This window comes from Legionella waltersii (assembly GCF_001468085.1).
GTDB lineage: Bacteria > Pseudomonadota > Gammaproteobacteria > Legionellales > Legionellaceae > Legionella > Legionella waltersii.
In genome coordinates this window covers 145,091-172,011 of record NZ_LNZB01000031.1, presented here as the reverse complement: position 1 = coordinate 172,011, position 26,921 = coordinate 145,091, and the positions used below count along the sequence as shown (strand labels likewise).

The window sequence follows — 26,921 nt, the reverse complement described above, 5'->3', positions numbered from 1 at the left end:
TGATCTTGGGTCGAATTAAAGATCAAATTCCTTATTGCTCATTGATATTGTTCCTAAAACAACAATGGATGCAATTAAGGAATAGGCTATCGCAGTTTCATCAGCAACTATCCCATGATTTGATTTTCATACAACCCGGCTGCTCATAAACGTATAAAAAGTGATGAGAGCTGAGGGTTTGACAATTCATTTTTGGATAACGACCTGATAAGACGAATCGATTGCGATAACCGCTGAGCCTTGATTATCTCATTTAAACGGATTGCGCCCTTATTATGGGGTAAAACAATGGAAAAAATGTTAATCAATGCGATGCAAACTGAAGAAATTCGTGTTGCACTCGTCAAAGACAATCACCTTTTTGACCTGGATATTGAGTGTCCAGGGGAAGTCAAGAAAAAAGGAAATATTTACAAGGCAATCGTTACTCGTAGAGAACCTAGTTTAGATGCTGTATTTGTCGAATACGGCGCTAAAAGACAAGGTTTTTTACCACTCAAGGAAATTGCTCCTGAATACTTAAGCAAGCATCCCGATGAATTTGGCGATGAAAAACCACCTATTACTTCTCTTCTTCGCGAAGGTCAAGAGCTATTGATCCAGGTTGATAAAGAAGAGCGCGGCAGCAAAGGAGCAGCGTTAACCACCTACATTACCTTAGCGGGTTGCTATTTGGTGTTGATGCCCAATAATCCACATTCTGGTGGGATCTCGAGAAGAATAGAGGGTGAAGAGCGTGATGAATTACGAGAAACATTAAACGCCCTCACATTACCCGATGACATGGGTTTAATCATTCGTACTGCGGGCGTTGGCAAAAGTCATGACGAATTACAAGACGATTTAAACATGCTCATTACTCAATGGCATTCAATCCAACAAGCCTATAATTCTGAGCTTGCGCCTTGTTTAATTCATCAAGAAGGTGACGTCATTATTCGTTCAATTCGCGATAACTTACGCAAATCGATTAGCGAAATCATCATAGATGACCAAATTTCATACATTAAAGCCAAACAGTACATTGAGCAAGTTAAACCAGAGTTTCTACCTAACCTTAAGCTGTACAACAGCAGCGTGCCATTATTCAACTTTTATCAAATTGAAAGCCAAATCGAAACGGCATTCCAACGTCAAGTGATGCTGCCTTCTGGTGGAGCATTAGTGATTGATAGAACCGAGGCTCTTGTTTCAATTGATATTAACTCAGCAAAAGCCACGGGCGGAACTGATATTGAAGCGACAGCCCTTAACACAAACCTTGAAGCCGCAGATGAAATTGCACGCCAACTTCGCTTACGCGATTTAGGAGGTTTAGTGGTCATTGATTTTATCGATATGAGCTCCAGCAAAAATCAACGCGACGTTGAAAATCGATTAAAAGAAGCCCTTCAAGCGGATAGAGCAAGAATACAAGTGGGACGAATTTCACGTTTTGGACTTTTAGAAATGTCTCGTCAACGCCTGAGACTATCTCTTGGTGAAACAGCTCAAGAAGTCTGTCCACGTTGCGAAGGAAGAGGAACTGTACGGAGTATTCAATCTCACAGTTTATCCATTACTAGACTGATTGAAGAAGAAGCCTTAAAAGAAAAGACCGCTGAAGTCCAAGTGCAATTACCTCCCGAAATGGCTACTTTCATCATGAATGAAAAACGCACTTTCATCAGAGACATTGAAAAGCGCCACAGTGTAGCAGTGATTATTATTGCCAATCCGTATATGCACGCTCCACAATACTCCATTACACGCCTCAAGGAAGACAATGTTGGCAAGTCTAAAAAGCCAAGCTTCAGTTTAATTCAGCAACCAGAAATCCAAGTAATGAGTGGCGATAAAGAAGAAGCTCATCACGATGAACCAGCCGTTAAATCCTTTGCTGAACATAGACACATCAAGCACCCACAAACAAGTTTTATCAAGCGCTTGTGGACAAGTTTATTTGGTGGGCATTCAACAACAAGTGCTTCAGAACCTTCCAGCTCTCCTCAAGCTAAAAAGCATCACCATGAGCGAACACAAGGCAGACGACCAGGGCAGGATAAGCGCTCTCAAGGAAACCCTCAACATCGCAGGAGACGAACTGGAGGGAACCAAAATCAGCAGCGCCAAGCTTCTGGAAACACAAGTACTGGAAACAATCAGTCTAATCAACCTCGAAAGAAAAACAATCCCAATCAGCAGGGTTCAACCGGCCATCATGCTAATCGCCCTAACCAAGCAAAAAACGATGGGAACAGAAGACGAGAACCCGCACTTTTGAAAGAACATGAAGAAAAATAGGAAATCACTGCCGTTCCCGCATTAGCGGGAACGGCATGAACTTAGTTAACGAGAACTGGAACAAGACTTGGAGTTTCATCGCCCACTGTTTTAATGGATGGTTTCTTAGACGCGTGAAAACCAAGGGTGTGTATAGCTTCGGGCACTTGAGTTACTTGGGTTACTTGGGTTGGCACTATAAATCGACCACTCACTGATTTATTGAGTTCCTCTAAACGACTAACCTGATCCTCCTGCCGCTTAAGAAGCTCTTTGTATTTTAAATTACTTTCATTCAACTGCTCTTTTACTCTCACTAACTCTTCTTCGGCTTTGACTATTCTAGAAGATACTTTATCAAAACTCCCTTCTTTATCTTTTAAGAACCCGTCTAGCTTCTCTTGAAACATTTGTCTATCTTGAGTATCTGAAATAACGGTTCCAGTTAATGTTTCTACTGTTCCTTGCAACGTTTTAGCAACTAGATTCGCCTGCTGGACTTTTAAGGTTAATTGTTCTTTTACACCATTTAATTCAACCACCTTTTCACCCAATTGAAGCTGGCTCTTTTCATAAATTCGTCTAATTTCAGTCAGCTGCCTTTCATTCTCCTCCAACAACTCTGTCTGCTTAACAGTAGATTGTGCCAATTCAATTGCCGTTTTTTCTAAACCTTCTTTAATTTCCCTCAACACTCTTTCCGTTTCTCTAAATAATTCGACTTGAGCACCTAAATTTTCGACTCGTTCTTGTAAATTATCGATGTTGTCAGTAAGTCTACTGTTCTCAAGTTTGAAGCGTTCAATTTCGTGAGCAAATTGCTGACGTATCTTATCCAACAGGTCAATAATGTGTCCCAAAATATCTGCTAAACCCATTACCCCTTCTTCTACCTTTCTAGCAATATTTACATTATTTGTATGGTGATCGTCCAAGACAATTGAGCCAGCGGTATAAACAACCCCTGTAGTACTTCCGATGACCAGCAAAACTCCAAGGTGAGCAACAAGTCCAACAGCCAAAGGCACACCTGAAACGCCAACTCCAAGCAATATTTTTTCCCACATGGGCAATCCGCCCCAAAAAGTAGCGGCCCTTGTGATCAAACTGGGGTTGTCATTGAGGGTTTGCACGATGGAGCTTAAGCTTTTTTTAACTTGGCTTAATTTTTTTTGAGTATGAACAATATTTGTAAGACTATCTGCGTCCTTTGGAGGGTCTTCCAAAACCTTTGGATCCACAAGAACATCGGAGCCTAATTTTATTTTGACAAGGGGAGTGTTTGTCTCTGCTCCAGAAGATGTGCCCGAATTCTGGTCCCTCTGAATCAATTCTACGAGCTCTGTTTCCTTGGTAGACATATTTACTCCTTACGTTTAAAAATCTTCCTTAGATGATTATTTTTAATCAAAAATGATTGTAATGACAAGTAATATTTTTAATTTTTTTACTCATAATTTTAAAGCATAGATCAAAAAATGACACCCAAACCAATCAAGCTAAAACAATGTGTTCCTACAAGCAAGTTAGGCAAGCAATTATCAATTGTCAACACACTGCAAAGGTGATAATAATAAAATCGATGATCCTCAAAACTTGAGGACTCAATGACTGAATTGAACTCCATTTTAACGAAGGGATTGGGATTTTGTGTAAGTCCTGATTTTTAAATGAACCGAATGCTTTTATAAGGATATAATGCATGAAACTATCATTAGACGGTACCTACGAACAAACCTACAACATAGCCTATAAAGGAACTGTTTATGATAAGGAATCCTTTCTGTGCGTAAAGATTAACGATAAACATTTTAAGTCAGATCCTTTGAAAGACGAGTTTACTCAATTTCAATCGCGATTGATGGATAAAATTATTCCCGCTTTATCTAAAATAATTGCACAAAAGCTGGGTAAAAATGCATTTCGAACTCAATACGTCATCCACGATGTAGGTGGAGAGCAAGGCCAAGATCACCCACACCTTATTCTTCGGCGAGATGATTTTAATGTATTGAGCCCAAAAGACAGACTCAATATTACAAACCTTATAATGAGTGCTATCGAACAGATCAATCAAAAATCACTAAAACAGGTGCAATTTGATTTGAGTAATTCCTTTTTCTCCACAATAGACAATAAAACTCAAGACCCTATTAAGCAAACAAACAAGACATCCCCATCATTCACTAACTGATAACTCACTACTCATAGTTGCTCAACAACGATGAGTAGTATTCATCAAAGATGCGATTTACAGGATAAATTGATACAATCCCACTCTTTTAAATACAGGGCTACGAATTACTCCTGATCCCTTTAACAGGAAGGATGCTTCTTGACATGACTTACACCATTGGACAACGTTGGATTAGCAACACGGAAACGCAACTTGGACTTGGAATCATTACTGATTTTGATAGAAGACAAGTCTGCTTGTCTTTTCCAGCTGTTGGCGAAGAAAGAATTTATTCAACGGATAATCCTCCCTTAAGTCGTATCATCTATAAAGCGGGTGATGAGATTACTACCAATCAGCAAGAGCGCATGGAAGTCATATCTGTTAACGAAAACAAAGGAATTGTGTTTTATAGTGGACAAGACAAAGACGGAAATGAAATCAGCATCAGCGAATTGGCTCTCAGTAGCTTTATTAAACTCAACACACCACAACAACGACTATCCAGTGGTATTATCGATAAACTCGACTCCTTTAAGTTAAGGGTCGATACCATCCACTTATGCAATCGATTACAGCAATCGAAAATTAGAGGATTAATCGGGTCCCGAACAAGTCATCTTACTCATCAAGTGTACATTGCTCAGGAAGTGGGACAACGATTTGCCCCAAGAGTGATGTTAGCCGATGAGGTAGGACTTGGAAAAACCATAGAAGCTGGAATGATTTTGCACAGCCAATTGCAAACTGCCAGAGCCAATCGAGTTTTAATCGTTGTTCCTGATTCACTGATTCACCAGTGGCTTGTTGAAATGTTAAGACGATTTAATTTGCAATTCTCCATTATTGATGAAACGAGGTATGAACAGCAGCCTGATGAATTAACTGAAGACGATGAGGAAGGACTTTCTGGTGGGGATTGGCCTGAGCAACCTGCAAATCTCTTTGAATCGGAGCAACTCGTATTAACAAGCCTCGATTTTTTAATGTCCAATGACATCGCTCAGAAACACGTTATTGAGTCCGATTGGGACTTGTTAGTGGTTGACGAGGCACACCATCTTCACTGGTCGGAGAATGAGATAAGCCCAGAGTATCTATTTATTGAACAATTGGCAAAAAAAAGCAAAGGCTTATTATTACTCACAGCAACCCCTGAGCAAGCAGGTATTGAAAGCCATTTCTCGCGCCTGCGCCTTATTGATCCAGCTCGTTTTTACACTCTTCAAGAATTTGTTAAAGAAGAAAACCAATATCAAACCATCAATGAAATCGTTCAGCAATTGTTGATATCTCTTGAAGAAAACCTGAACCACCGATTAAACACCAAAGAGCAAACGCTATTAAAACCCTACTTGGATAATCCGCCAGAGACTGCACAGGAAGCAATTAGCCAATTACTAGACAGATACGGGACTGGCAGAGTTCTCTTTCGCAACACCCGAGCAACCATCAAAGGGTTTCCAATACGAGTTGTACATAGCTATCCTTTACCATGCCCAGCTATTTACAATTTGGAGGGTGAAGACATCTCGACAAGTCTCTACCCAGAATCTGCTGTTAAGGGTGAAGAGTGGATTAAACAAGATCCTCGCGTTCATTGGCTTATTGACAAGATAACTGAACTATTTCCGAAAAAGATATTAGTCATTTGTGCCTCAAAAAACACAGCTCAAACCTTAGAACACCATATAAAACTAAAGACTAACATTCAATGCGCTGACTTCCATGAGGGACTGAGTATTATAGAGCGTGATCGGGCTGCTGCTTATTTTGCAGATGAAGAACAAGGCGCACAAGCTCTAATTTGCTCCGAGATTGGCAGTGAGGGAAGAAATTTTCAATTCGCACACCACCTTGTTTTATTTGATTTACCACTAAACCCCGACTTACTTGAGCAACGCATAGGGAGACTGGATAGAATTGGTCAGAAGCATCCAATTCAGATCCATGTGCCCTATTTAATCAATACGGCTCAAGAAAAACTGTTCGTTTGGTTCCAGGAAGGGCTCAACAATCTGCAACAAAGTTGTTCTTACGGTTTTTCAATTTATGAACTGTACGCCAACAAGTTATTGCCTGTATTAACCAATCAGAAAATAGACAGTTCATCTCCAGAATTCAAACAACTCATTGATGAGACACGGGACAGCGCAAAAAAAATAAAAGAGTCTCTAAACAAAGGTCGAAACCCATTGCTTGAATTAAACTCTTGTAACGCGGCTATAGGTCAAGAGCTCATCCAATCCATTGAAGCTGAAGAAAATTGCCTTGAGCTCCAAAACTACATGGGTAAAGTGTATCAAGAATTTGGCATTGATCATGAATATCACTCTGAAGATGCGGAAATTCTTCATCCTGGAAATCACATGAAGACCTCCTATTTCCCTGGCTTACAAGAGGACGGAATGACGGTAACCTACTCACGATTGAAAGCGTTAGTCCGTGAAGACATGGAGTTTTTAAGCTGGGAACACCCCATGGTCTTTGGTGCTATGGAAATGATATTGGAATCCGAGCTAGGCAATGCCACTATAGCCACTATTTCGATAAAAAATATTCAGCCTGGAACCTTATTTTTAGAATCGCTATACACCATTCATTGTGCTGCACCAAAAGCATTACAACTCGATAGATTTTTATCCCTCAACCCCATCCGGGTTTTAATGGACATCTCTGGCAAAAATCTATCCCATGTATTGTCCTTCGAACAGTTAAATGGTCTCTGCACAGCAGTAAAACCACATATAGCTTACCCAATCATTAAACAAATACAGGATCAAATTAACACGATCCTTAGTCAATCAAACCAGATGGCTGAGCTGCAAATGCAAGAGATCCTGAGCAGAGCTGAATCAACGATGAACGCAAGCTTATTAAATGAAATCAATCGATTAGAAGCTCTAAAGCGTCTTAATCCAACGATTCGAGAAGAGGAGCTTGACTATCTTCGTAAGCAAAAGATTGACAGTGAACTACATATCAACGCATCGACACTGAAATTGCAGGCAGTGCGAGTCATTATTAATAAATAGTCAATTGAAGGGAGGGGACGGACCCCAGTGGGGTCCGTCCCCGCTCAGCAGCAGCTACAACCCTACTACTTCGGGATTCAAATAAACGTGGGGACGGACCCTGAGGAATCGACTCATTTTTTAAAATGGGGCATTTATACCAATGGTCGGGTGCTTCGCCGAATGGCGCTGCCTGAAGCGGTGTCATTAGGTTCCTCTATACGGCCCGCATCGCTCCGCTTGCTGACGCGCGCGGCTCGGTTCACTCCCTGCTGTAACTAGGATTTGATTCAGACACAAAAAAAGGAACCGAGCCGCGCGCGTCAGCAAGCGGATACGAAACTATCCGCTTTCACGAATGAAGCTGTTAAGGCAGCGCCATTCGGCTAAGCGCCGTACCTACGTTTACTGACAATAAACATGGGGACGGACCCCACTGGGGTCCGTCCCCGCTCAGCAGCAGCTACAACCCTGTCGCCACCGGATTCACTCCAATATCTGGGTTCACTCCACAGTCATCCAATAGCTTCAATAAATTATTCCCTTTACGCGTCAAACGCTTTACGCAATATTCTTCCAAATAACTCGCTAAAACATAATAATAGTCACTCAAAGTAAGTATATTTAGGATTTTCTCAGCCCTTTCTAAATGGTGCTCTACTCCATGATCACAGGATTGAAATAACACCCCTCCCAATATAGCGGCAATACTGGCTTTACGGATGGGGCTTGCCATGTAAAAACGCTGTATGCATTCGTCCAAAGCACGATCTTTATCCCACTCAACCCATTGATCGTATAAATTCATGTATAAGTCAGGATGAAATTCTTCAACTGTTGTCAACTCTTGAATTGCATAAGCAACTGGAACAACCGCTTGCACGTTGGCCCAAGAACAGTTTCCTGTAATTTGCGGGCTGACTGGAAGCTGGGTAATAGGCAATAATCCCAAAATTTGGTTAATGGTTTGATGGTAATAGCGTCTATTCTGCTTTTTATACAAAAAATCCATAACGAAATCTAAATTAAAGGCTTCAGGTCGGGTTATTCGATAAATATTGACACTTCCTTCCTTCAAACTATTCTCACCACGATCGATTTTTGCCCACCATTGATGATAACGAACAAAACACAATGCATGTCCTCTGCTGGCTGCAGGTAGAATCATCATAGGCGCACCCATCAGCTGCATAATTCGTTTTCGATGTTGATCCGTTAATAGTTTTGTGTGCTGAAATTGCAATAGCTCTCCAGCATCTGCAAACGCATCCATGATGGTATGAATCAACGGAAAATAATCTCTTAAATGCCTAGTGGAGTAACTACTGATAAAACGCCTCAATGAATCTTTTACAACCGCCACAGTAAATTCCAGAATAAATCCTTCATAATCAAGCTCAATAAACTCTCCCTGAGCATTGACGATATCTACGTCCCCTTTCAATTCGAAGCGATGCCCAATCAATTTGGCATTGATAAAATCCAAAGCAAAATCCAATTTAGCACCATGGTGATACAACAATTGCTTGATTTGATCTTGTCCTCGTAAGACAGGATAAACTAAAACGGCTAAGCCATTTCTGGTAAATGCATTTGGATCCGCGCCGCTGGATAATAATAAGCGCGTCATGTCAACATCATTATTATCTACAGCCCAATGCAGAGGAGTACGCCCTGTCACATCCGATTTATTCAGATCGACATTCCTCACAATCAATTGCTCAGCAATATGGGTCTGTCGAGTAATTGCACATTCTATGAGTGGGGTGAAGCCGTATTCGTCAATATCATCAAGAGAGTCACCATTACGGACATAGAGATCAAAATCAGGCATCCTACGACTGATAATATCACTGGCTATGCTCATTTAGGGCCCCCGAGGGGTAGGTGCTGTGGTGAACTTGGGCATATTACCTAAGCGAAGTTGTTTTTCTTTGTCCTGTTCTCTTTTTTCATTGTCGAATTCCCTTCGCGCTTCAGTATTTAAAGGAGGTTCTGGATTTAAATTGGGATCAACACCATCGTAACGCTGATTATCCAAATCAGGATGCTGCAAAATACTGTTTTGCGGTTCCCATTCTGGTGCAACAGTTACCTCATTTTCATGGTGCTCACGCGCTTTAACGGAAGCAAATTGCTTCTCACCTTGTTGCTCCATCTCACGCCGCCTTCTTTCCATGGCTTTCGTTTCTTCAACCAAAAAGGAAGTAACAGGTTTTCCGGAAGGCAAACCCGTTGGTAATTCAATCTTTGTTTCTCGACTTTTTTTGCTCATATTTTGAGTATACACCTAAATAAACAATCAAGATAACTTAAACTCAAAACATCCTTACCCTAATTAAATAGGAACCTTACAAAAACTCTCTTTGCAATATTTCTGCAATCTGAACTGCATTAGTCGCCGCACCTTTGCGAATATTATCTGCAACCACCCATAGGTTTAAACCACATGGATGAGAAATATCCTGGCGAATTCGTCCAACAAATACCTCATCATTCCCTACCGCGTCTTTAAAAGGAGTTGGGTAACTTGATTTTGCTAAATTATCGATAACCTTGACGCCTGGCGCTTTAGAAAGCAGTTCTCGAGCTTTGTCAGCCGTAAGTGGTTTTTTCAACTCCAAATGAACCGCTTCGGAATGCCCGTAAATCACAGGAACTCTTACTGCTGTAGGATTAACTGAAATGGAGTTGTCTTCTAATATTTTTCTAGTTTCCCAAACCATCTTCATTTCTTCACGGGTATACCCATTCTCTTCAAATTGATCGATATGAGGTATGGCATTGAATGCGATCTGTTGCGGATAGACATCCACTTTTGCAGGGCGGCCATTCAACAAATCACCCACTTGGGCGATCAATTCATGAATTGCCTTTTTTCCTGTGCCAGATACGGACTGGTAGGTGGCCACATTGATACGTTCTATACCAACTGCATCGTAGATAGGTTTTAAAGCAACAACCATCTGAATGGTTGAACAGTTTGGGTTCGCAATAATGCCTCTATTTTTATACTCAGCAATGCGATGCGAATTAACCTCTGGAACAACCAAAGGAATGTCCTCTTCGTAGCGGAAGGTAGAACTGTTATCGACTACCACGCAGCCTTGAGCAACGGCTTTTGGTGCAAATTCCTTTGAAACGGATCCTCCGGCAGAAAATAAGGCAATATCTGCCTGGCTAAAATCAAACTCGGCTAAATCCAATACTTCTAATTCTTGATTTCTAAAAGTCACTGTTTTACCTACTGAGCGAGAGCTAGCTAATGGGTAGAGTTTATTGACAGGGAATTTTCTCTCTTCCAAAACCCTTAAAAAGGTTTCCCCAACGGCACCGGTGGCGCCTACGATAGCTACGTTTAGTTGTCTGCTCATATAACCTCTATATTCAAAAATGACATTGTGCTTTATGTCTTAAATAATGATCCATCAAAACCAATGCCATCATGGCTTCTGCAATGGGTACTGCGCGAATACCTACGCAAGGGTCGTGCCTACCTTTAGTCACTACCGGCACTTCCTCGCCTGCAGTATTGATCGTTTGGCCTGGTGTGACAATACTCGAAGTAGGTTTAAGAGCGATACTAAGCTCAATGGCCTGACCTGTAGCAATACCGCCCAAAATTCCACCCGCATTATTACTCAAAAAGCCCTTTTTAGACATTTGATCTCGATGCACACTACCCAATTGCTCCACTGCCGCAAAACCCGCACCAATTTCCACGCCTTTCACCGCGTTGATGGACATCATGGCATAGGCTAATGTGGCATCTAATTTATCAAAAACGGGATCACCCAGACCTATTGGTACACCCCGTGCGATAACCTTGACTCGAGCACCCACGGAGTCGCCTTGGCGACGGAGACGCTCTATGTAATCCGCCAAATCTTGAATTTGCTTGTTATTAGGACAAAAAAAAGCGTTTTTAGGGATTTCCTTCTCGTCTTCAAAATCCAAAACTAGATCACCCATTTGCTGCAAGTAGCCAACTATTTCAACGTTCAAATGACGCTGGAGGTACAGCCGTGCAATTGCTCCAGCGGCTACACGTGCCGCGGTTTCTCTGGCTGATGAACGCCCTCCACCACGATAATCACGATGTCCGTATTTATGATGATAGGTAAAATCAGCATGGCCAGGACGAAATAGATCTTTAATGTCCTCATAGTCACTGGAGCGCTGATCGGTGTTTTTAATCAATAGGGCAATCGGTGCACCTGTGGTTTTTCCGGCAAATACTCCAGATAAAATGTCTACTTTATCATCCTCACGTCTTTGAGTGGTGTATTTGGATTGACCTGGTTTGCGTTTATCCAAAAATGGTTGAATGTCCTCTTCCTGCAAAAGCATGCCAGGTGGACACCCATCAACCACACATCCAATTGCCGGCCCATGACTCTCGCCAAATGTTGTTACAGCAAATAATGTTCCGAAAGTGTTACCTGACATGCCATCTCACTTAACTGATTCAGGACTTACGTAAAAACCCCATCCCTTCATTAAAAATGGTTTTAGTAAGCCCCGTTATTAATTTCCAGGGTGTTATGAAAATCCGGCTTCGTTCAGCTGTTCTTTCGTAACGATAAACACCCCTTGCCCTCCGTTACTAAATTCAAGCCACAAAAACGGTACATTGGGGAATGCTTCACACAAGGCTTCCTCGCTATTACCTACTTCAACAATTAAGACACCTTGGTCGTTTAAATAAGCATGAGCATTTTTCAAAATATTTTCAACAATTGCCAATCCATTATTCGCAGTTTCTAATGCCAAAACAGGCTCATGACGATACTCATCTGGAAGAGTCTGCATTTCATCTTTACTGACGTAGGGAGGATTGCTCACAATGACGTCGTATTTTTTAGGTTGTAATGCAGAAAAACAATCAGACTCAATCAATTCCAGTTGTTCCTCCACGTCTAACTTCTCACGATTGATAGCCGCAACGGCTAAGGCCTCTTTGGAAATATCTACCGCATCAACCTGAGCCTCAGGAAAAGCATAACAACAAGCAATGGCGATACAGCCACTCCCAGTACATAAATCAAGGATATTCTTCACCTGTTCAGAATCAACCCAAGGTGAAAACTGTTGGCTGATTAACTCCGCTATTGGTGAACGAGGAATTAATACGCGCTCATCAACATAAAATGGTAAATCACAGAAATAAGCTTCTTTAATTAAGTAAGGAACTGGGACGCGTTGATTAATGCGTTTATCCAACTGCATGCACAGGTGTTTTCGCTCATTCACTGTAAGTCGAGCATTCAGCAATAATGGGTCCAAATCATAGGGCAATGATAAGCTTCTTAAAATCAGCGATCGCATATCATCCCATGCGTTGTCTGTGCCATGCCCATAGTAGAGATTTGCTTGCTCTGCGGCAGATAAACTATAGCGCAAGAAATCTAGAATACTGACTAATTCCTCGGTGTCTTTGATAAAGAAACTGCTCATAGGTGACTAATTCTTCTCGTAATAAAAGGTTGAAATTGTACACCATTTTATTGGTAGACAAAAATAGTAACTCCGGCATAGACCTCGGGGACGGATAAACCTCGGGTAAATCTCGGGGACGGACCCCACTGGGGTCCGTCCCTTTCCTTCATTCTCTCTCTCCCCTTCCTCCCTCCCATTACTCTCATGTATAATTTAATCATACCATTTTACCTACAGCCCAAAATGACCGATAAGCCAATCTCTGACGAAGATAAAGAGCTCTTTCGTGAACACATGCAAGCGGTAAAACCACTGAAAAATGCAAAAAAACGCATAGATATAAAAACACCCCCTCCCGAAACAAAGAGTCCGAAGAACAAACCTAAACAGTTAACACCAGCCCCTAAGGAATTATTCCTGTCGGATTACATCAGCGATCCAGTCCTGTCTGAATCAATACTGTCTTACTCAGATCCCAGCATACCTAACCGCCGATTCCGTGATTTAAAGAATGGCCTCATCCCTTGGGAGGCACGACTTGATCTTCATGGTTTAACTTCCGAAGAGGCCAGGCGTTCTCTGCTGCGATTTATTGAAAAACAAAAACACAATCACAAACGTTGTTTGCTCATCATTCATGGAAAAGGTGGTCATCAAGGTGCTCGTCCCGTGATAAAAAACCTGGTAAATCGATGGCTACCTCAATTTGAAGAAGTACTCGCTTTTCACAGTGCCTTACCCAAAGATGGCGGTACGGGTGCGGTCTACGTCCTCTTAAAAAAGGGGGCTCATTCACTTTAGCTTGCGTTCCAATGATATTCTGAGGATAATTTAGCAAACTAATCCCATTATTGAGTTAACTATGGAACAATTTGGTCAATTTGTAATAAACCACTGGCAGCTATGGCTCGGTTTCGTAGTCGTATTAATACTATTTTTTATCAATGAAATACATTCGCAAAAAACCAGAGCAAAATCCCTAAGCCCACATAAAGTCGTCGATTTAATGAATGAGGACAAAGTCGTGCTTATCGATATTCGAGATAAAGAGACCTTTAAAAATGGTCATATTTTAAATTCGATTCAGACCAATCCTGAAGACTTTGATTCGCAAAAAATGTCTAAGTACAAAAACAAACCCATTGTGCTCATCTGTTCAAAGGGTATCCAATCGCAAAGCTTGGCGGCGAAGATTAAAACCAAAGGTTTTGAACCACTGGTACTAGGTGGGGGACTTGATGCATGGCAAAACGCCGATCTTCCACTTGTAAAAGGAAAATAACTTCATGACTAGCGTAATCATGTACTCCACTGGTTATTGCCCTTACTGTACAAAAGCCAGGAAGTTACTGGACAAGAAAGGGATAGACTATATCGATATGCGTGTTGATATACAGACAGAACTACGCGATGAAATGATCCAAAGAAGTGGCAGACACACAGTCCCGCAAATTTTTATCAATGGCCAAGCGATTGGCGGCTGTGAAGATTTATACGCCCTAGAGCAAGAGGGTAAATTAGATACACTATTAAGAGGAAAATAATAAAATGGTAGAACAAGTACAAAACAACCAAGAAGCTCAGTTCATGATTCAAAGAATTTACGTGAAAGATCTTTCCTACGAAACACCGAATACGCCTGCCGTGTTCCAACAACAATGGGAGCCTGAGCTTAAATTGGATTTAAACACCAATAGTACCGTGTTAGAACCCCATGTTTATGAAGTCGTTTTAACGGTTACTGCTACCGTTCAAAATCAAAAATCAACCGCATTCTTAGTCGAAGTAAAACAAGCTGGTATTTTTACGATTCAAGGTGCTCCAGACGATCAGTTGGATCATTTGCTCAACAGCTTCTGCCCGAGCATTCTTTTCCCGTATGCTCGAGAAGCCATTACTTCTCAAGTGATTCGTGGCAGCTTCCCACAACTCGTACTCGCACCAATTAATTTTGATGCACTATACATGCAACAGCTTCAAGAGAAACAAAAAGAAGGGGCTACTAGCTAAAGAAAGTCATTACCATGAAAAAACAAACGGTTGCCATTCTCGGTGCCGGCTCTTGGGGCACCGCAGTTGCCCTTCATTTAGCACAAATTGGGCATCAGGTTTTGCTGTGGAGTCATGATCCACAGCAAGTCGCTCAAATGTCCAAAGAAGGCGTAAACTCAGCGTATCTCCCTGATTCTCCTTTTCCCAGCAATATCAAGCCACATGCCGATTTGCAGTATTGCTTACAAGAAGCTGATGACGTGATCATTGCTATCCCTTCGCATGGATTTGCCGATTTAATTCGGAGAATAAATCCAAAACCGAAAGGTCTTACCTGGTTAACCAAAGGTGTGGATCCCAAAAGTAACTGCCTCCTCAGTGACATTGTCGCCCAAACTTTTGGGAATGATTTCCCGGTTGCGATTTTATCAGGCCCTTCTTTTGCTAAAGAAGTAGCGAGGTTTCTACCCACGGCTGTCACTCTAGCGGCTAATAACATCAGCTACCAAAAGCACATCCAAGCATTGTTTCATTACGAAAATTTACGAGTGTATCTATGTGATGATCTAATAGGGGTACAACTTTGTGGGGCCGTAAAAAATATTCTAGCGATTGCTTGCGGCATTAGCGATGGTATGGGTTTCGGAGCAAATTCCAAGGCTGCCCTTATTACTCGTGGACTTGCAGAGATGAGACGCCTAGGGATCAGTTTAGGTGCCAAACAAGAGACCTTTTTAGGGCTTGCAGGAGTGGGTGATTTGGTGTTAACTTGCACAGATGATCAATCCAGAAATCGCCGTTTTGGTCAACTGCTAGGTCGCGGGACTCCTATTGACGAAGCTGAAAAGCAAATCGGCCAAGTTGTAGAGGGTAAATACAATGCCGCACAAGTATGTACTCTTGCTCGCAATAAAGGCATTGAAATGCCTATTTGTGAACAAATCAATGCGCTATTAACTGGAAAAATCAAAGCCAATGAAGCAGTGGTTAACTTAATGAGTCGACCAGCCAAGGAAGAATAAGGGAGAAGGGATTGCCATAACACTTATGATTTGGAGTGATGGCTATGAAAGAACATCTAATCATGCACCATTACAGCCTATGGCTTGAAAAATTTTGCAAATCAAAGCCACCCAAAAAATCCTACCAACAAGCAAAACTCATTATTCAAGATCTTCCTAAAATGAATGACATTGCCGCTTTAATTGACTTGATAGAGAATCACCTCCCAAGTGAACATCATGATTTTCAACAAGAAGAGAAACCAACTTACGAACCGATTAACTTTTACTGCCAATTAATGAATTGGCGAAACGATCTTTTAGCACGAAAAACTCAGTTTGAGCTCGCGATGCAAACTCTCCAACAAACAGCAATGTCACCCAAAATCAGTCCTTTGATTGATCTGTTAACGGAGATGCTACAAGCACCTCAAGCCATCCTATATCATGACTTAACATCAATACTGCATTGTATTTGCGACCCTAGTTTTTCAATGGTCTTGAAATTTATAGAACAACAACATGAAGCACCACAACCCGTTAATCCACCAAGAGGTTCCTTTGCAGCAGCTAAACCTTTAAACGACAATCATCGACACTGTTTAGCTCTGCTGAATAATATTGCAGACAGCTATCCTGTGAATAGTCACAACCGACTTTGGGAGAAGGCTAATGGATTGTTACAAAATGCGTTGAGATTGTATGTTGATATTACGTTTTTCGAAATTGATTTAAATGAAGGGGTTACCCCTGAGAAGCCGCACCAGTGGTGTACTATTGTTTAATTGATTGTACTCAGTTATCCGCTCCCTTACGGTCGCGGCTCGGTTTGAGCCGAGTGGGGAGGGACCCACTGGGGTCCTTCCCCCTCCTTGTGCAAACCGAGCCGCGACCGTGAGGGCTGAGGGATCGACTCATTTTTTAAATGGGGTATTTATACCCAAAGTCGGGTTCTTTGCCTAATGGTGCTGCCTCAAGCGGTTTCATTAGGTTCTTCTATACGCCCCGCATCGCTCCGCTTGCTGACGCGCGCGGCTCGGTTTCTTCTTTGCTGTCTGAATCAAATCCTAGTCACAGCAGGGAGTGAACCGAGCCGCGCGCGTCAGCAAGCGGATATGGAACTATCCGCTTTCACGAATAACGCTGCTTAAGGCAGCGCTATTGGGCGAAGTGCCGGACCTACGCTTACAGACCATCAGAGAAGAGATTAGCCGAGGGACTATAAAATGAGTCGATACCTCAGCCGTGAGGGAGCGGATATATGCAACAGTTAGAAGCAGCAAACCAACACGGAAAATCCATCAAACCGCATCAATCAATTCAATATCACCCACGAACAAAGGCTCCCCCAAAAAGATCTCCCCCACTCGCTGAAACCGTTGTACTGAATCAGTTACCAAGTATTTGGTTGTAGGGCTTGTACCATCAACAGCCTTCAGCAAATCCTTTTCTTTAAGTAGAGCATGAAGCGTACTCGCTGTTGCCTCAGCAGAATCCACTACAGAGACACCTTCTGGCAACATGGTAGATAATAAGGGTTTAAACACCGGGAAATGGGTGCAGCCTAATAACAAGGCATCTTCATCAGTAAAGCCCTCCAAATAATGCTTCAAGGCCTCTCTAGCCACGGCATTATCCACCATCCCTTCCTCAGCCAATGCCACCAACACACTGCAGGCACGACTTTTAATGGCTGCCTCAGGTAAGGCTTCAACAATAAGATCATGATAAGCTTTAGAAGCAATCGTTGTTTCGGTGGCAAGAACGGCCACTTTTTGATTTCTCGTCGCAGCTACAGCAGCCTGAGCACCGGGAGACACCACTCCCAAAACAGGAACATCGGTCAACATACTCTGTAGATGAGGTAGTGCAGCGGTGGTAGCCGTATTACAAGCAATCACCAACGCTTTAATCCGTCGTTCTACCAGTATTCTTGCCATTTGCAAAGCATATTGTTTAACAGTGTCTGGGCTTTTAGTACCGTAAGGCAGGCGAGCTGTATCGCCTAGGTACACAAACGACTCCTCAGGCAACTTACTTCTAAGTGCCCTTAAAACCGTTAATCCCCCCATCCCCGAATCAAAAACACCTATTGCTAGCTGTTTGGAACTCAATTGAGCGCTCCTTTGTTTTTATTAGCCATTTTTCATACCTCTACGATGCTCTTCATCGGTTAACTCACGTGCTCCATGTTCTTGAGCTTTTGTAAGGGCTTGAGCTCTCGGTGTTTGCGCTCCTTTTCTTAAATCCTGCATTTCTTTTTTTAAATTTCTTTCAGCAGCTTCTCTTTTTATTCGCTCTTCTTCTTCCGTTTTAATCCACGCAGATAACTTGCTTGTTTTTGCTGTTATTATTCCTTCAGTATCTGGATGAGCCTTATTATGAAAAACACTGTTACGATAAGACTGCTCGGTATATCCACCATGCCATTTTGTAGATTTTGATGGATCGTAAGCCCCCGTATTCACAGAAATCGCATCTTTTCCATATCTAAAATTTGGAATTTTTTCCCCGCACTCTAACAGAGCGAAGTAAATCATCTGCACTTGGGCTGGATTCGTCCCTTGAATTGGAATAGGGTGTTCAGCATCAGGAGCCTTGCCATACTTTGCATAATACCGTTCTAAAGCGTCTACCGCCATGGTCATTGCGATCCTAACTGCATTCTCAGGCTCAGTTTCTGGCTTAGGAGGCATTTTGTCTAATACTAATATCCCACCGGATTTTTGTGTTGTAGTTTTCCCACCTCGGGTAACTACTGTATCAGAAGTATCTAAGATAATGTGGTATGCCCCAACCTCCTTGGTGTCATTTGCACCATTACCTTTACCAAAAACATGAACTGTTTCTTTTTGCCCGGGTTCCAAAGTTCTATACCCTAATGGATTTGCTAATCCACTAAGATTAACTGCTACGTTTGTAACATATTCCGTAGGAGCTGTTACAACCGTATCATTTAAAGCTCTAACAACTAAATGGTCTTCTTCGATTTGATGATGTCCTTTTCGTGTCTCTGCATTCTGAAGCTTGGTTATAGAATCATCAAAAACAGCCTTAGAATCTCTGTATACTTTTAATTCTTTTTCTGTGTCTGTGAGCTCAGCTTTAAGACTAGCATATGCATTTCTCTCAGCCCTGGTAGACCCATTTTCCTTAAGTATAGCCAAAGCGCTCTCTATTCTATCTTTATTGTCCAGTAACACTTCAATAGCAATGGCACATTCAGTGGACAAATCTTTATAGTTCTCAACTAGTTCTTCCACCTTCGTTTTAGGCATTCCAGCAATTTTTTTAGCGTTATATAGATCACCATTCTTTATGTTATCGGCTTCCGATTTTATTTTAGATCCTTCTGAAGAGTAAGGCTTACGTGCTTTGTTCACTGCTTTTAATGTATCTTTTGCATGTTGTACCCTTTCACTCAGTGGTTTTACCACAATTGCATCTACTTGGAGTTTTTTAAAGCTTTCTTCTGTAAGCTCTAATTTGAGAAGAGCTTTTAGATTAGGGTTAGCATTATAAAGTTCAAGAAAGTCATGCAAATTATCTACACTGTTTATATCAGCTCGAAATTTAGCAGCAAAAGTACCAGCCTTTAAGGCATTCAAATCATTTGTTTTTTCCAAGCACAAAACTATACCCAATAATTTTTTAATGGGTGAGTCAGGTGTAGTTTGATATTCTATAAACAGTAGGTTGTTATTATCCTGTTGTGCCTTTATTTTATAAGAACTTTCTGTACCAACTATACCGATAAGACCAGTCCTGTGACCATCAATATTAAATTTAGTATAAAAGTCATTTTCATCCCTAGGACTGCAAATTCCCTTGATGTTATGTACTAATTGTATATAATTGCCGACAACACTTAGGTCTGTTACCCACTCATGTTCCACCATTAATAATTCATTTATTTGCTTTGCCTTCTCCGGAGTTAAAGTGATATCTAGTCCAGATAAAATCTTCGCAACTTCTGAGTTATGTATCATTCTCAGACCAACAATTTTCTGATTTTCTTTAGCTATTAGGTCTAAATCAGTTGCAGGGTCAACTTTACCCGTATAATACTTAACCCTTGTTGTATCAGTTGCACCAACAAGTTGTCTGACTTTATGTGTATTATTTTCACCAACAAGATTTAGTTGTTGACTTACTGGTAATTTATTAAATACTTTTTTTAGTTCAGGGCTCTGTTTATGTCCTCCATTAGGAGAACATTTATCTAACTCTAATTCAAAAACGCGTGTTCGAATAGCTTGATTAATCACAGGCAAAAACTCTGGAGTTATCAATCCAAGTTGAGCTCGGTCTACACCTAAGTGCACAAGAGCGTCATTAAATTCCTGCCGATTCTTCGCTTTGATTAGAGCATCCAATTTATCTTGACGCGCTGCTTGTGTATTAGAAACAAAATTGATTAACAATGCTCTTTTGATAGCTGGCATACTTTCATCTGAAATAGCACCGTCAATAAAGTCCTTTGCCCCAAATACACCGCCATCTTTTAATTTCAGTCTTAACTCAGCCAAAGACCCAGCATTGATCCCTTCGTTCACCTTAACCTGATCAAGTCCTGGTCTACTTGGAATTACTTTTTCAAGGTAATAGGCACCTAGTGCACCCCTAGCCCAAGCGTAAGTCACCTGATCATTCCATGCGAAATTTATAGGCTGTGCACTAAAGTGGGCTTTAAAAGGAATTTCTGCTAGATCTAAAACTGGACCAAATGAATTAAAATCTAATGTTTTAACACGTTCCATAAATGCTTTTTGGTTTTCTTCTTTATTAAAAGCTTTGAGGGGGGCATCAATCTTGTCCTTTAATCTAGTATCAGTGGGTGGTACTGGGTGTATTAATTTGAATGTCGCTGGAAAACCAAGGTCTTGTGCACATTTATTTAATGTGACACCATCATCTGCACTAGGTCTATCTAATTCGGTTAATAAAGGCTGTAAATGCTTCACATTTTCTTTTTTAGCAATCATCTTCATAAGTAATTGCTGGCCAGCCTCTTGCCTTATTCTGTTCAATGCAGCTTCATCTAGTATGTCAGCCTTCGTAGGGTCCCAACCTTTTGGTTTATTACCAGGAGCAAAATTACCAAACTCGGCTTTACCCTGAATATACTCTCTTAATTGAACGTCATTGTTTTGTAAAATTCGAAGTAAAACATCTTCTCCACAAAGTGCTAAGCCCAATTTTACTCGCTGTTCAGCAGCTAGATTTCGTATATTCTTTATTTTTGGTAGATCGAATTCTATAATAACGTCGGGCTGATCTTTTGCTAGAGCACTCTGTTGATCCCAATTTCGTGGGACATATGCTTTCGACCAAAAAACACGACCACTATTAAGCTCATGATCAAATATTGCTTTTGGAAATTTTGTTAAGTCAAGTTCCACATTTAATATAGCATCAAGAGCTGCTTCATATTCATCTTTGGGTTTTAATGACAATGCACTAGTATTAGAGAGTTCTAAAATAAAATCATCGTATAATGGCATAGCAAACCACTCCGAATATAACTATGTATATATTTTAATCTAAAAACATTAATTTATCCTTAAAATTAACTTTTTAGATTAACTATCTTTGCCTAAATCACTTTACAAGCTATCGATTAAATTTCAGAATGCATACCTTTTTTTAACCTTCCTTGAGCCTTTCAGCTTGAATAGCTGTGAATTTAAGCTAACTTTATAAGTAGAAGTATAGCAATCTTAAGGCCAAAAAATGAGAATAATAATAATTCTTTTTGGGTTGATGCTTTCACACTTACTTAATGCGCAAGGATGTATTCAAGGCGGGAAGGTATCTGAGCCGCATTACGTTTGCTTTGATGGACTGACTGCTGAATCGACAACGACTGGCTATGTTTGGAATGCGAAACGGGGTTGTTTTATCAGCTCGGTGCCTTGTTGTAATTACAATGCGATACATTATGCTTTTTATGAAAATCCTTCTCAAATTGGCGCGGCCTATGCGCGTTGTCGGCATGATTATCCGTTTCAGTTAGGGCAGATGCAAACCCATTAAATCACTGAATTAAAACTAGATTAAACCTAGAAACCTAGGGGACGGACCCCACTGGGGTCAGTCCCCGTTCATTACCGTGCATTTAGTACCATGACAATTTACAACCAAAGAAACCTAGGGGACGGACCCCACTGGGGTCCGTCCCCGTTCATTGCCATGCATTTAGTACCATGACAATCTACAAGAAACCTAGGGGACGGACCCCACTGGGGTCCGTCCCCGTTCATTACCGTGCATTTAGTACCATGACAATTTACAACAAAAGAAACCTAGGGGACGGACCCACTGGGGTCCATCCCCGTTCATTGCCGTGCATTTAGTACCGTAACAATTTACAACAAAAGACAACACCCTTTTTGATGTTGAATCTCATGTTTTGACATCATCGTCTTTTTAGCTGTCTTTGTTGGGGCATTTTTTATTTCATGGTCAATGAATTCTTTGTCATGCAATTCAGTATCGGGATATAACGCCTCTTTCAATTGTACATAGGACCCGAATTTCAAATATTCAAAATTGGATGGGTATAAACCTCCCAGGAGTATTCCCATGGTGGACGTAAATTCACAGAGGTCATTTCGTTGCAGGCGCTGTTTCATTCCCCCACTGACTGGGTATGCTGGGTATAAATCGAGTCTACCGTAATCTACGGAGGTATAGAGATCGCCGCTCAAATCATAATGAGTCAACAACACTCGAATCGCTTCGTTGGCAAAAGCTCTTGATAAGTCATTTTGAAAGGTGTTTTTGAAGGTGTTGGTCAAATCATCGATGACCGTCAGTACCCTAACCACGTTGAAATACTCCGATTTTAATTGCTCGTTGATCTCTCGTTGAACGTGGTCTAAACACTTCATCAGAATCGTGAATTTTGCGTGTTTTGTTGGGGCTAATTCTATGCCTGAGGAATCTAGGTCAAAGGCCAAATGTGCATTGATTTCTTCTTTAAGTCTCACATGATTTGGATTTCGAGTGACTAAATGTTTGTAATTACCGTCTCTGTCTTTGAGAATTATTTTCATTAGGTGGCTTATTTTAATTAAAATGGATTAATATTATACACCAAACCTTAAGAAATGAATAAGTCAGATGTTTTATAGCTGATCATTTTTATCCGCTCCCTCACGGTGGGCTCGGATCGAATAAATGCAAATAAATGGGGACGGACCCCAGTGGGGTCCGTCCCCGCTCATTGCGCGGCTCAGTTTTGCTTCGTGCCTACCGAGCCGCGACCGTGAGGGAGCGGATATCGTTGCTCAATCACCTTCGCTTACTTTCGTAGGCGACTCAGCTTCACTTTACGTCAACAGATACCTAAAGTTCTTCTGAATCTCATTTAAATCGAATTGATTTAAGTACAATGAAAAACTCATCCAAGCACTAAGAGCAGCAAGATCTTTAAAGGGTGGAGGTAGATAAACAGGATCTGTCAGAACATCGCGTTCTTTCAATTCCCCTAATAAAGGCAAATCTTCCAAAACCACTTTACCAGTAAACAACAAAGGAATCGTGTCTACGCGTTTTTGGCCGATGGCAAAACGGATGTAATTGTAAATGAGGACAAACCCTTTCGCATAGGATAAATCTTTAGTGAAAGGGCCACCAGTAGGTATGCTTCCACGAAATATCCTCACCGTTTGATTATAACTGTCCTCGTCACTGAAACCACACTCAATGAAATGGCGGTAGATATCGAGAAAATCAGCACCTTTAGTTACCTTATCTAATGCGATGACCCTGTTGGTGATTTTTAACATGCGATCAGGGTACGAGGAAAAAGTCACTACCTCCGTAATGACCGCCAATCCCTCTTGAATCACACTACTGGAGGGTGAACCTTTAGATAGAAAGAAACAATTCGGCTGCATAGCGCCGTTTAGCGTTGTGCCAACGTGTACCCAACCTTCATGCACTTCCAGATAACGAATGTCTCTATCACTGAACATGGCATTCTGACTTAATTTAATGCTGTCAGCACCTGCTGAGGCATCGGCCACCATATCATCGCTGATCATCACCGTCACTCGACCAGGGTGTTTATCAAAAAAATGACCCAAACGCTCTTGGAGGATTTCTTGAGCTTCAATCGGTGTGTAACGTTTCACATCCGCCTCTGACTGAAGCTGTACTTTTAATGTAGTTAAGACATCGAATAACAAGGTTCCCATTTGCGACATACGCGGTCCGCCTGCGTAAAACACGTCATCTGGGCTCCCATACAACTCCATGGCAATTTCGCTAAATGAGGGTGTGCCTCTCAGAGAGAGCATTTGAGCGGCTCGACTGTATTCATCGCATTGACGTTTAATCAAACGAGTGACTGTTGAGTATTGGCCCAATTGATTTTGAGCATCCCTTAAAATAATTCGGAATTCTTCTTGTTTATCCTTCACATCAAAAGGTAAAGGCTTGTTATCGTAATACGCTTTATCAACATACGGTAACTTTTTACCCTTTGCTTTAAAAAACTCCTGCTTTATTGAATCGTCCCATTTAATGCTATCAAGAATCCTGATTTTACGTTGCGCTTCCACGATGCGCTGAGACAACTCCTGTATTATTGACTGCTCAACTGATTCTGATTGCGTCATAATCAACCCTTATGATGTTGGGATATCTTCCACCGGGGGAGCAATACTGACTTTAGCAGGCTCGTCTTGCGGTGGTAAATCGTAAAAATTACTTAAATTGCTGCTTGTTAATGGAGGTGGTACCACCAATTTTGCTCCATTACGACTTTGTAAATACAAATTCTCTCCACTACTGGAGTAACGAGAGTTACAGCCCGTTAAAAGTACTGCAGATAAAACGATCAAAAGCAAATTTCTCACAACATTCCCCAATTAAATCAACTCTAAATTTTTAAGTACTTTTTCTAAATTTTGGTGGTGCGTTTCCGATAACTCCGTTAACGGAAGCCTTATCTCCGGACCTATTAAACCCATTTTATTCAATGCCCATTTGCTAGGAATTGGATTTGATTCCACAAAGAGCATTTCATGAAGAGGTAATAACTGTTCATGAACTCGTAGACAACCGGATTTATCCCCATCGATAGCCAAGTCACACATTTTAGCCATCAATTTAGGCTCCACGTTAGCAGTAACGGAAATAACCCCTTTTGCACCTGATAACATCCATTGAGCTGCGGTTAAATCGTCGCCGCTATAAACGTCTATGCTTTCCTCTGAAAGACGCAATATTTGCTGCAAACGTTCCATCTGACCTGTTGCTTCTTTAATCCCAATGATGTTGGATATTTTAGCCAATCTAGCCACAGTTTCTGGTTGCATATCACAGGCGGTTCTGCTGGGAACATTATAAAGAATAATCGGTATGGCAACGGAATGAGCTATTTCACTGTAATGCAAAAATAAACCTTCTTGGGTCGGTTTAATGTAAGCCGGAGTCATGATTAAGGCTGCATAGGCACCACATTCCATCGCCTGGCGAGTTAACTCGACGCAATGTTTTGTGGCATTCATAGCCGTTCCAGCAATCACTGGAATTCGCTCTTTGGCCTGCTCCACAACTGTTTTAATGACTAACAATTTTTCTTGCTGCGATAAGGTACCAGATTCACCTGTAGTACCTGCTGCAACGATACCATGTGTCCCTTTCTCAATATGAAATTCCACAAGCTCGCGCAAACGGGCTACATCGACCTGGCCATTGTGCATAGGAGTGACTAAGGCGACGATACTTCCTCTAAACATACTTACCCTCTTTTCATAAGTCCTAATCCTATATTACTGGAAAATACCTAGTGGAGTAAATTTTTAAACTAAAAAATATCTGAATAGCGTTCATCGAGAACCCATGCAGGAAATCAGGAAGAATTCTCAATGAAAAAACACTTGCCACAGCCATAAAATGATTTATTATTTTACAAATTTTATTATTTTTGTACTATTCTTCTTATGAAGGTTAACTAATTATGAAAGGATATTCATTATGAAGAAAATATTAGCCACATTGCTGTTTGTAGGAATTTCAAGCACTATGATGATTGGCTGTAGCAATACCCAAGTCGGAACCGCTCTAGGTGCTGCGGCTGGTGCAGGAATAGGGTACGGAGTATCCGGAGGAACCGCATTGGGAACTGCCATAGGTGCGGGTGCTGGGGCCCTGGTTGGTGGTGCTATCGGTAATGAACAGGATAGACGTGAATATTATTACTACAATGGATATCCCTATTACTACTACTAATTTCCTAAACATTGAATAAGACCTACTGTGTATTATTGGACACTAATTCCTTAATTGATTAAGGAATTAGTGTCGTCACACCAACGCTATCTCTTCATGAATCAATAGATTCAAAATAGTCCTAAAAGTCTTTCTAATCAATATGATACATTTTTATTCATAGTACCTAGAATAGATATACTGTGCTATTCTCACTGAGCTTTTTTAACAGATGTCCATGGAGTGTGTGATGAGTTTAAGTTATGAAGGAATAGATGAATTATTAAGCAATGATAAAGAACAAAAAGAGACTGTAACAGAAAAGAAAGAAGTCAAAACAGAAGCGGATGAACATGAAACTAGCATAGAGCAAAAACAACGAGCTAAACCACTTGTGCAAGAGGAACAGCATGAAGAGCCTGTAGTACCACAACAAGTGACGAAACCACTCGTGCAAGAGGAACACCATGAAGAGCCTGTAGTACCACAACAAGTGGCTAAACCACTCGTGCAAGAGGAGCAGCATGAAGAGCCTGTAGTACCACAACAAGTGACGAAACCACTCGTGCAAGAGGAGCAGCATGAAGAGTCTGTAGTACCACAACAAGTGACGAAACCACTCGTGCAAGAGGAGCAGCATGAAGAGTCTGTAGTACCACAACAAGTGACGAAACCACTCGTGCAAGAGGAGCAGCATGAAGAGTCTGTAGCATCAGAACAAATCGCTAAACCACTCGTGCAAGAGGAACACCATGTAGAGCCTGTAGCATCAGAACAAATCGCTAAACCACTCTTGCAAGAGGAACAGCATGT

General features: G+C 41.3%; 23 protein-coding genes and 1 pseudogene. 12 read left to right on the top strand and 12 right to left on the bottom strand.

Annotated features, from left to right (window positions below):
* The first annotated feature begins 288 nt into the window (after positions 1-288).
* Entirely contained in the window at positions 289-2,283 is a 1,995-nt protein-coding gene (locus Lwal_RS06110) for an Rne/Rng family ribonuclease (RefSeq protein ID WP_058479941.1), read from the top strand.
* 41 nt (positions 2,284-2,324) lie between these two features.
* On the opposite strand, the gene Lwal_RS06105 is transcribed toward Lwal_RS06110, so the two are convergent.
* Positions 2,325-3,623 carry a LegC2/C7 family Dot/Icm T4SS effector gene (locus Lwal_RS06105; RefSeq protein WP_058479940.1) on the bottom strand — a complete coding sequence of 433 codons (1,299 nt, stop codon included), beginning with the start codon at positions 3,621-3,623 and terminating at the stop codon, positions 2,325-2,327.
* Positions 3,624-3,964: 341 nt separating this feature from the next.
* Here Lwal_RS06105 and Lwal_RS06100 point away from each other — a divergent pair, with 341 nt between their 5' ends.
* Positions 3,965-4,456 (top strand): hypothetical protein, encoded by a 492-nt coding sequence (locus Lwal_RS06100; RefSeq protein WP_058479939.1) that lies wholly within the window; start codon positions 3,965-3,967, stop codon positions 4,454-4,456.
* A 146-nt stretch (positions 4,457-4,602) separates the two neighbouring features.
* Entirely contained in the window at positions 4,603-7,473 is a 2,871-nt protein-coding gene (gene rapA, locus Lwal_RS06095) for an RNA polymerase-associated protein RapA (protein WP_058479938.1), read from the top strand.
* 442 nt (positions 7,474-7,915) lie between these two features.
* Here rapA and ankH read toward each other — a convergent pair whose 3' ends face one another.
* The 5 genes and pseudogenes from ankH to prmB all read right to left on the bottom strand — a co-directional run bounded on the left by ankH (position 7,916) and on the right by prmB (position 12,909).
* Complete coding sequence (gene ankH / locus Lwal_RS06085) at positions 7,916-9,319, bottom strand: Dot/Icm T4SS effector AnkH/LegA3 (RefSeq protein ID WP_058479936.1); 1,404 nt, start codon at positions 9,317-9,319, stop codon at positions 7,916-7,918.
* Positions 9,320-9,700: pseudogene (locus Lwal_RS06080) on the bottom strand (Smr/MutS family protein); the annotation flags it as partial.
* A 103-nt stretch (positions 9,701-9,803) separates the two neighbouring features.
* The gene (locus Lwal_RS06075) at positions 9,804-10,826 is read right to left on the bottom strand and encodes an aspartate-semialdehyde dehydrogenase (protein ID WP_058479935.1); all 1,023 of its coding nucleotides are present in this window, start codon (positions 10,824-10,826) and stop codon (positions 9,804-9,806) included.
* Positions 10,827-10,839: 13 nt separating this feature from the next.
* The gene (gene aroC / locus Lwal_RS06070) at positions 10,840-11,901 is read right to left on the bottom strand and encodes a chorismate synthase (protein WP_058479934.1); all 1,062 of its coding nucleotides are present in this window, start codon (positions 11,899-11,901) and stop codon (positions 10,840-10,842) included.
* 93 nt (positions 11,902-11,994) lie between these two features.
* Positions 11,995-12,909, bottom strand: a complete 915-nt coding sequence (gene prmB, locus Lwal_RS06065) for a 50S ribosomal protein L3 N(5)-glutamine methyltransferase (RefSeq protein WP_058479933.1) — start codon at positions 12,907-12,909, stop codon at positions 11,995-11,997.
* A 225-nt stretch (positions 12,910-13,134) separates the two neighbouring features.
* On the opposite strand from prmB, the gene Lwal_RS06060 reads away from it, so the two are divergent.
* The 6 genes from Lwal_RS06060 to Lwal_RS06035 all read left to right on the top strand — a co-directional run bounded on the left by Lwal_RS06060 (position 13,135) and on the right by Lwal_RS06035 (position 16,669).
* Complete coding sequence (locus tag Lwal_RS06060; RefSeq protein WP_058479932.1) at positions 13,135-13,692, top strand: Smr/MutS family protein; 558 nt, start codon at positions 13,135-13,137, stop codon at positions 13,690-13,692.
* A 61-nt stretch (positions 13,693-13,753) separates the two neighbouring features.
* Positions 13,754-14,173: a rhodanese-like domain-containing protein gene (locus Lwal_RS06055; protein ID WP_058479931.1), complete on the top strand. Its 420-nt coding sequence runs from the start codon at positions 13,754-13,756 to the stop codon at positions 14,171-14,173.
* A 4-nt stretch (positions 14,174-14,177) separates the two neighbouring features.
* Positions 14,178-14,435 carry a glutaredoxin 3 gene (gene grxC / locus Lwal_RS06050; protein ID WP_058479930.1) on the top strand — a complete coding sequence of 86 codons (258 nt, stop codon included), beginning with the start codon at positions 14,178-14,180 and terminating at the stop codon, positions 14,433-14,435.
* A gap of 4 nt (positions 14,436-14,439) precedes the next feature.
* A complete protein-coding gene (gene secB, locus Lwal_RS06045) occupies positions 14,440-14,901 on the top strand; it encodes a protein-export chaperone SecB (protein ID WP_058479929.1) in 462 nt (153 codons plus the stop codon).
* A 14-nt stretch (positions 14,902-14,915) separates the two neighbouring features.
* The gene (locus Lwal_RS06040; RefSeq protein ID WP_058479928.1) at positions 14,916-15,905 is read left to right on the top strand and encodes an NAD(P)H-dependent glycerol-3-phosphate dehydrogenase; all 990 of its coding nucleotides are present in this window, start codon (positions 14,916-14,918) and stop codon (positions 15,903-15,905) included.
* A gap of 44 nt (positions 15,906-15,949) precedes the next feature.
* Positions 15,950-16,669 carry a hypothetical protein gene (locus tag Lwal_RS06035; protein ID WP_058479927.1) on the top strand — a complete coding sequence of 240 codons (720 nt, stop codon included), beginning with the start codon at positions 15,950-15,952 and terminating at the stop codon, positions 16,667-16,669.
* 516 nt (positions 16,670-17,185) lie between these two features.
* On the opposite strand, the gene murI is transcribed toward Lwal_RS06035, so the two are convergent.
* Positions 17,186-17,998 carry a glutamate racemase gene (gene murI / locus Lwal_RS06030; RefSeq protein ID WP_058479926.1) on the bottom strand — a complete coding sequence of 271 codons (813 nt, stop codon included), beginning with the start codon at positions 17,996-17,998 and terminating at the stop codon, positions 17,186-17,188.
* A 21-nt stretch (positions 17,999-18,019) separates the two neighbouring features.
* Positions 18,020-21,388, bottom strand: coding sequence for a hypothetical protein (locus Lwal_RS06025; protein WP_058479925.1), 3,369 nt, complete (start codon positions 21,386-21,388; stop codon positions 18,020-18,022).
* 229 nt (positions 21,389-21,617) lie between these two features.
* On the opposite strand from Lwal_RS06025, the gene Lwal_RS06020 reads away from it, so the two are divergent.
* Complete coding sequence (locus Lwal_RS06020; RefSeq protein WP_058479924.1) at positions 21,618-21,920, top strand: hypothetical protein; 303 nt, start codon at positions 21,618-21,620, stop codon at positions 21,918-21,920.
* A gap of 332 nt (positions 21,921-22,252) precedes the next feature.
* Here the strand turns inward: Lwal_RS06020 and Lwal_RS06015 are convergent, their stop codons facing one another.
* From Lwal_RS06015 to dapA, 4 genes are all read right to left on the bottom strand, one after another.
* Positions 22,253-22,942, bottom strand: coding sequence for a hypothetical protein (locus tag Lwal_RS06015; RefSeq protein ID WP_058479923.1), 690 nt, complete (start codon positions 22,940-22,942; stop codon positions 22,253-22,255).
* A gap of 276 nt (positions 22,943-23,218) precedes the next feature.
* Complete coding sequence (locus Lwal_RS06010; RefSeq protein WP_058479922.1) at positions 23,219-24,511, bottom strand: flavohemoglobin expression-modulating QEGLA motif protein; 1,293 nt, start codon at positions 24,509-24,511, stop codon at positions 23,219-23,221.
* 9 nt (positions 24,512-24,520) lie between these two features.
* Positions 24,521-24,751, bottom strand: coding sequence for a hypothetical protein (locus tag Lwal_RS06005; RefSeq protein WP_058479956.1), 231 nt, complete (start codon positions 24,749-24,751; stop codon positions 24,521-24,523).
* Between the two features lie 12 nt (positions 24,752-24,763).
* Positions 24,764-25,636 carry a 4-hydroxy-tetrahydrodipicolinate synthase gene (gene dapA, locus Lwal_RS06000; protein ID WP_058479921.1) on the bottom strand — a complete coding sequence of 291 codons (873 nt, stop codon included), beginning with the start codon at positions 25,634-25,636 and terminating at the stop codon, positions 24,764-24,766.
* Positions 25,637-25,874: 238 nt separating this feature from the next.
* Here dapA and Lwal_RS05995 point away from each other — a divergent pair, with 238 nt between their 5' ends.
* The gene (locus Lwal_RS05995; RefSeq protein ID WP_058479920.1) at positions 25,875-26,129 is read left to right on the top strand and encodes a glycine zipper domain-containing protein; all 255 of its coding nucleotides are present in this window, start codon (positions 25,875-25,877) and stop codon (positions 26,127-26,129) included.
* 229 nt (positions 26,130-26,358) lie between these two features.
* Positions 26,359-26,921, top strand: a 563-nt coding sequence (locus Lwal_RS05990) for a hypothetical protein (RefSeq protein ID WP_202972555.1), incomplete at its 3' end; no start/stop codon positions are given.

Excerpts from the sequence above, each read along its gene's own strand:
- Lwal_RS06110 (WP_058479941.1), top strand. The coding sequence starts at position 289 with ATGGAAAAAATGTTAATCAATGCGATGCAAACTGAAGAAATTCGTGTT.
- Lwal_RS06105 (WP_058479940.1), bottom strand. The coding sequence starts at position 3,623 with ATGTCTACCAAGGAAACAGAGCTCGTAGAATTGATTCAGAGGGACCAG.
- Lwal_RS06100 (WP_058479939.1), top strand. The coding sequence starts at position 3,965 with ATGAAACTATCATTAGACGGTACCTACGAACAAACCTACAACATAGCC.
- rapA (WP_058479938.1), top strand. The coding sequence starts at position 4,603 with ATGACTTACACCATTGGACAACGTTGGATTAGCAACACGGAAACGCAA.
- ankH (WP_058479936.1), bottom strand. The coding sequence starts at position 9,319 with ATGAGCATAGCCAGTGATATTATCAGTCGTAGGATGCCTGATTTTGAT.
- Lwal_RS06075 (WP_058479935.1), bottom strand. The coding sequence starts at position 10,826 with ATGAGCAGACAACTAAACGTAGCTATCGTAGGCGCCACCGGTGCCGTT.
- aroC (WP_058479934.1), bottom strand. The coding sequence starts at position 11,901 with ATGTCAGGTAACACTTTCGGAACATTATTTGCTGTAACAACATTTGGC.
- prmB (WP_058479933.1), bottom strand. The coding sequence starts at position 12,909 with ATGAGCAGTTTCTTTATCAAAGACACCGAGGAATTAGTCAGTATTCTA.
- Lwal_RS06060 (WP_058479932.1), top strand. The coding sequence starts at position 13,135 with ATGACCGATAAGCCAATCTCTGACGAAGATAAAGAGCTCTTTCGTGAA.
- Lwal_RS06055 (WP_058479931.1), top strand. The coding sequence starts at position 13,754 with ATGGAACAATTTGGTCAATTTGTAATAAACCACTGGCAGCTATGGCTC.
- grxC (WP_058479930.1), top strand. The coding sequence starts at position 14,178 with ATGACTAGCGTAATCATGTACTCCACTGGTTATTGCCCTTACTGTACA.
- secB (WP_058479929.1), top strand. The coding sequence starts at position 14,440 with ATGGTAGAACAAGTACAAAACAACCAAGAAGCTCAGTTCATGATTCAA.
- Lwal_RS06040 (WP_058479928.1), top strand. The coding sequence starts at position 14,916 with ATGAAAAAACAAACGGTTGCCATTCTCGGTGCCGGCTCTTGGGGCACC.
- Lwal_RS06035 (WP_058479927.1), top strand. The coding sequence starts at position 15,950 with ATGAAAGAACATCTAATCATGCACCATTACAGCCTATGGCTTGAAAAA.
- Lwal_RS06025 (WP_058479925.1), bottom strand. The coding sequence starts at position 21,388 with ATGCCATTATACGATGATTTTATTTTAGAACTCTCTAATACTAGTGCA.
- Lwal_RS06020 (WP_058479924.1), top strand. The coding sequence starts at position 21,618 with ATGAGAATAATAATAATTCTTTTTGGGTTGATGCTTTCACACTTACTT.
- Lwal_RS06015 (WP_058479923.1), bottom strand. The coding sequence starts at position 22,942 with ATGAAAATAATTCTCAAAGACAGAGACGGTAATTACAAACATTTAGTC.
- Lwal_RS06010 (WP_058479922.1), bottom strand. The coding sequence starts at position 24,511 with ATGACGCAATCAGAATCAGTTGAGCAGTCAATAATACAGGAGTTGTCT.
- dapA (WP_058479921.1), bottom strand. The coding sequence starts at position 25,636 with ATGTTTAGAGGAAGTATCGTCGCCTTAGTCACTCCTATGCACAATGGC.
- Lwal_RS05995 (WP_058479920.1), top strand. The coding sequence starts at position 25,875 with ATGAAGAAAATATTAGCCACATTGCTGTTTGTAGGAATTTCAAGCACT.